The organism is Pseudocitrobacter sp. RIT415, from assembly GCF_003057695.2.
Classification (GTDB): domain Bacteria; phylum Pseudomonadota; class Gammaproteobacteria; order Enterobacterales; family Enterobacteriaceae; genus Pseudocitrobacter; species Pseudocitrobacter faecalis.
Map to the genome: position 1 here is coordinate 1 of NZ_QBJC02000045.1, position 4478 is coordinate 4478.

Consider the following 4478-nt stretch of genomic DNA (forward strand, 5'->3'; position numbering starts at 1 on the left):
AGCAACAACCAGGATCGCGCCGTCCATCTGCGCAGCACCGGTGATCATGTTTTTAACATAGTCAGCGTGGCCCGGGCAGTCTACGTGCGCGTAGTGGCGAGTCGGGGTGTCATATTCAACGTGAGAAGTGTTGATGGTGATACCACGAGCTTTTTCTTCCGGCGCGTTATCGATCTGATCGAATGCGCGAGCAGCACCGCCGTAGGTTTTAGCCAGTACGGTAGTGATGGCAGCGGTCAGCGTTGTTTTACCATGGTCAACGTGGCCGATAGTACCGACGTTAACGTGCGGTTTTGTACGTTCAAACTTTTCTTTAGACATCGATTGTCCCTCTAAGACACGGATAAATCGGTGATATCACCACATCAACCAGGCAACACGCCCGACTTGTTGAATGCATTTAAAAGTAAACAGAGAGAAACGGGAAGGAGAAGTGAAGTGGTGCTGATACCCAGAGTCGAACTGGGGACCTCACCCTTACCAAGGGTGCGCTCTACCAACTGAGCCATATCAGCACGTCTGGAGCGGGCAGCGGGAATCGAACCCGCATCATCAGCTTGGAAGGCTGAGGTAATAGCCATTATACGATGCCCGCATCCTGAAACTCGGCTACCCAGTTCTTTCTGTTTAAGGAGAAGAACACTCTCCTGTTTGAGCCGGAGGATACAGCTTCCGACTCAGGTTGCGCTTTCGCGTAACCGAAGATGGTGGTGGGGGAAGGATTCGAACCTTCGAAGTCGATGACGGCAGATTTACAGTCTGCTCCCTTTGGCCGCTCGGGAACCCCACCAGGCACTTGATGGTGCCGACTACCGGAATCGAACTGGTGACCTACTGATTACAAGTCAGTTGCTCTACCTACTGAGCTAAGTCGGCATCAAGTAGCGCGCATTCTAGGGAGACCTGCGCCTGCATGCAACTAAAAATTTGCATAAAATGTTCTCTTGCTCATATTTTGTGCGCAACTGCGTAAAAACACAGCAAGCTGGCGAATATCAGAGCATAAAATGGATGTTTTTAACGCAGCACTTAAAGGACGTTTACCGTGTTATCTACCGTACCAGGTATTGGCTGCGCCATGGAGTATGTATAACACTTTCGAGGAGAGCCATGATGTGTTGCGTTTGTGCACGAAAGCATCACTCATTTTGATTTTTTCTTCTTATTCTCTTCCATCTGGTGTTAACCTCCTGCCCATTGTCCTGATTAACTGAATGTTGATGCGTCGTGTGTACGTCAAGGCGGCGGTCAGAACATGCTTATGAGAAAAAAAGAGCAAACGTTAATGACACCTTACCTACAGTTTAATCGTAGCCAGTGGGCTGCGCTTCGTGATTCCGTACCAATGACCCTGACTGAAGGGGAAATCAAGCGGTTGAAAGGTATCAACGAAGATCTGTCGCTGGAAGAGGTCGCCGAGATCTATTTGCCTTTATCGCGTTTGCTCAACTTCTATATCAGCTCTAACCTGCGTCGCCAGGCTGTGCTGGAACAGTTTCTGGGCACCAATGGGCAACGTATTCCTTATATCATTAGTATTGCTGGTAGCGTCGCCGTGGGGAAAAGCACGACTGCGCGCGTTTTGCAGGCGTTACTGAGCCGTTGGCCTGAACACCGTCGCGTTGAGCTAATTACCACCGATGGCTTCCTGCACCCTAATGAGGTGCTGAAAGAGCGTGGACTGATGAAGAAGAAAGGCTTCCCACAGTCTTATGATATGCATCGTCTGGTTAAATTCGTTTCAGATCTGAAATCTGGGGTACCTGACGTGACGGCGCCTGTCTATTCGCATCTGATTTATGATGTCATCCCTGACGGCGATAAAACGGTGACGCATCCGGATATTTTAATTCTTGAAGGGTTAAATGTTCTGCAAAGCGGAATGGATTATCCACACGACCCACATCATGTATTTGTTTCCGATTTTGTCGACTTCTCAATATATGTTGATGCGCCGGAGAAACTACTTCAATCATGGTATATCAACCGATTCCTGAAATTCCGCGAGGGCGCATTTACCGACCCGGATTCTTATTTCCACAACTATGCACAACTTTCGAAAGATGAAGCGATAAACGTGGCGACTAACTTGTGGAATGAAATTAACCTTGTGAATCTAAAGGAAAATATATTACCTACACGTGAGCGTGCCAGCCTGATTTTAACCAAAAGAGCTAATCACTCGGTTGAGCAAGTCCGCCTGCGAAAATAAATTTTTATAGAAAAGGGAGCCGAGGCTCCCTTTTTTCATTCAGCGCTACGCAACGATATTTCGCCGCCGACCCAGGGTTTTATCACCCCATCCTGCTCAAGCAATAATGCCCCCTGAGAATCAATACCGCGAGAAACACCAAAGATTTCTTTATCGCCAATAATTAACTTCACCGGGCGATCAATAAAGTTATCGAGTTTTTTCCAGCGAGCCAGATATGGTGTCAGCCCTTCCTGTTCAAATAGACGAAGTGATTCACGCAGCTCTTTAATCAGACGGACGGCAAGCGTATTACGATCGATGGAGATCCCCGCTTCCTGAAGGTTGATCCAGCCTTGATTGATCACATCATTTTCAACGTGACGCATAACAAGGTTAATTCCCGCACCAATCACAATTTGCGCTGCATCACCCGTTTTTCCGGTTAATTCCACCAGAATCCCGGCAAGTTTGCGATCATTGAGGTACAGGTCATTCGGCCACTTTACGCGCACCTGATCGGCACCCAGGCTTTGCAATACTTCGGCCATCACAATGCCAATTACCAGACTCAAGCCAATTGCCGCCGCAGGCCCCTGCTCAAGCCGCCAGTACATCGATAGATAGAGATTCGCCCCGAATGGAGAGAACCATTTACGACCACGGCGACCGCGGCCTGCCGTTTGATACTCAGCCACGCAGGCATCACCGGAATGCAGCTCGTGAATGCGATCGAGCAAATACTGATTGGTGGAATCAATAACCGGTAAGACCGCTACGTTGCCATATTCAATTTGCTGGCGAATGCGTTCTTCTTCCAGCAACTGAATAGGCTCTGGCAGGCTATAACCTTTGCCCGGAACCGTAAACACATCGACGCCCCAATCGCGCAAGGTCTGGATATGTTTATTAATCGCCGCGCGACTCATGCCCAGCTTTTCGCCCAGCTGTTCGCCGGAATGGAATTCACCGTCAGACAGGATGGCAATCAGCGTTAAGGGAATCGTGTTGTCCTTCATGCAATGACCTCTACCGCATTTACTTCACCAGTTGGTCCCATAAATCGCACTTCAGGCTCCAGCCAAATATTAAATTTCTTGCCGACCTGCGCTCGCACGTGGTGAGCCAGCGCAACCACATCATCACTGGTCGCATGATCCTGATTGATGAGTACCAACGCCTGCTGCTGATGTACCGCCGCGCCACCGTAAACATAGCCTTTCAACTGGCACTGGTCGATAAGCCAGCCCGCCGCCAGTTTTACGGTTCCGTCAGCTTGTGGGTAATGCGGCGCGTTAGGGAATGAAGCCAGCAATATTTCAGCATGCTCGCACTCTACGACCGGGTTCTTAAAGAAGCTTCCCGCGTTACCGTTGACTTTGGGATCCGGGAGTTTCGTCATTCGCATATGACATACGGAATCAAAGACATCACGTGGCGTAACGGTTTGTGGATCCAGGCGCGTCAGATCGCCATACGTCAGGACGGGCTTCCAGGCTTTTGCTAAGCGGAAACCCACGGCCAGGATGGCGTATTTATCCTGATATTCGTGTTTAAAGATGCTGTCACGATAACCAAAGCGACACTCTGTAGCTGTTAAACGCAGGTGTTTGCCCGTGGCAAGTTCGACACAGTCGACAAATTCACAGACCTGCTTAATCTCGACGCCATAGGCACCGATATTCTGAATAGGTGATGAACCGGCGCAACCAGGGATCAGCGCCAGGTTTTCCAGACCCGGCATGTTGTTATCCAGCGTATAACGAACTAACTGATGCCAGTTTTCACCTGCCCCGACATGAAGATGCCACGCGTCTGTTGACTCGGTGACATTGATACCTTTAATCCGGTTAACGATGACGGTTCCGGCGTAATCTTCCAGGAAGAGAACGTTGCTTCCTTCACCCAGAATAAGAACTGGCAGACTTTCTGCAATCGCATGCTGCCAGGCGCTCAGTAATTGCTGTTCGTTTTCCGCGCATACAATGTGCTTCGCATGATGTTCAATGCCGAAGGTGTTCCAGGGTTTTAGGGAATGGTTCATAGCTGCTTTCCTGATGCAAAAACGTCGCTAGTTTACCGTATATGGGGGGATTGTGCGCGTGGTATCGCCCGATGGCACTGCGCTTACCAGGCCTGCGGGTTCGTGCCATTCGGTGGGGGATTGTTCTTTTGCAGGCCGGATATGGCGCCGCCGCATCCGGCACTTTTTTCTTCGCACCAGCGCAAAAAGGCCATCCCTGCGGATGGCCTTCTGCTTTATTTGATGCCTGGCAGTTCCCTACTC

At 49.8% G+C, this 4478-nt stretch carries 4 protein-coding genes and 4 tRNA genes; 1 reads left to right on the forward strand and 7 read right to left on the reverse strand.

All coding sequences use genetic code 11. From position 1 onward, the window contains the following. From DBY68_RS22630 to DBY68_RS22650, 5 genes are all read right to left on the reverse strand, one after another. The coding region (locus DBY68_RS22630; RefSeq protein WP_000031694.1) for a GTP-binding protein at nt 1–321 on the reverse strand (321 nt) is incomplete at its 3' end. 118 nt (nt 322–439) lie between these two features. Then, nucleotides 440–515 (reverse strand) — tRNA-Thr (locus DBY68_RS22635). A 5-nt stretch (nt 516–520) separates the two neighbouring features. After that, nucleotides 521–595 (reverse strand) — tRNA-Gly (locus DBY68_RS22640). Nucleotides 596–705: 110 nt separating this feature from the next. Continuing rightward, a tRNA-Tyr gene (locus tag DBY68_RS22645) sits at nt 706–790 on the reverse strand. Nucleotides 791–800: 10 nt separating this feature from the next. Then, a tRNA-Thr gene (locus DBY68_RS22650) sits at nt 801–876 on the reverse strand. Nucleotides 877–1261: 385 nt separating this feature from the next. On the opposite strand from DBY68_RS22650, the gene coaA reads away from it, so the two are divergent. After that, nucleotides 1262–2212 (forward strand): type I pantothenate kinase, encoded by a 951-nt coding sequence (gene coaA / locus DBY68_RS22655; protein ID WP_108477207.1) that lies wholly within the window; start codon nt 1262–1264, stop codon nt 2210–2212. 35 nt (nt 2213–2247) lie between these two features. Here coaA and birA read toward each other — a convergent pair whose 3' ends face one another. Both birA and murB read right to left on the reverse strand, forming a co-directional pair. Beyond that, on the reverse strand, nt 2248–3210 hold the full coding sequence (gene birA, locus DBY68_RS22660; RefSeq protein ID WP_108477205.1) for a bifunctional biotin--[acetyl-CoA-carboxylase] ligase/biotin operon repressor BirA: 963 nt from the start codon (nt 3208–3210) through the stop codon (nt 2248–2250). Further along, nucleotides 3207–4235, reverse strand: a complete 1029-nt coding sequence (gene murB, locus DBY68_RS22665) for a UDP-N-acetylmuramate dehydrogenase (RefSeq protein WP_108477206.1) — start codon at nt 4233–4235, stop codon at nt 3207–3209. The genes birA and murB overlap by 4 nt, the downstream gene beginning before the upstream one ends. Nucleotides 4236–4478: the final 243 nt, after the last annotated feature.

What these genes read in the sequence shown, in the direction of transcription:
- coaA (WP_108477207.1), top strand. Translation starts at nt 1,262, where the DNA reads ATGAGAAAAAAAGAGCAAACGTTAATGACACCTTACCTACAGTTTAAT.
- birA (WP_108477205.1), bottom strand. Translation starts at nt 3,210, where the DNA reads ATGAAGGACAACACGATTCCCTTAACGCTGATTGCCATCCTGTCTGAC.
- murB (WP_108477206.1), bottom strand. Translation starts at nt 4,235, where the DNA reads ATGAACCATTCCCTAAAACCCTGGAACACCTTCGGCATTGAACATCAT.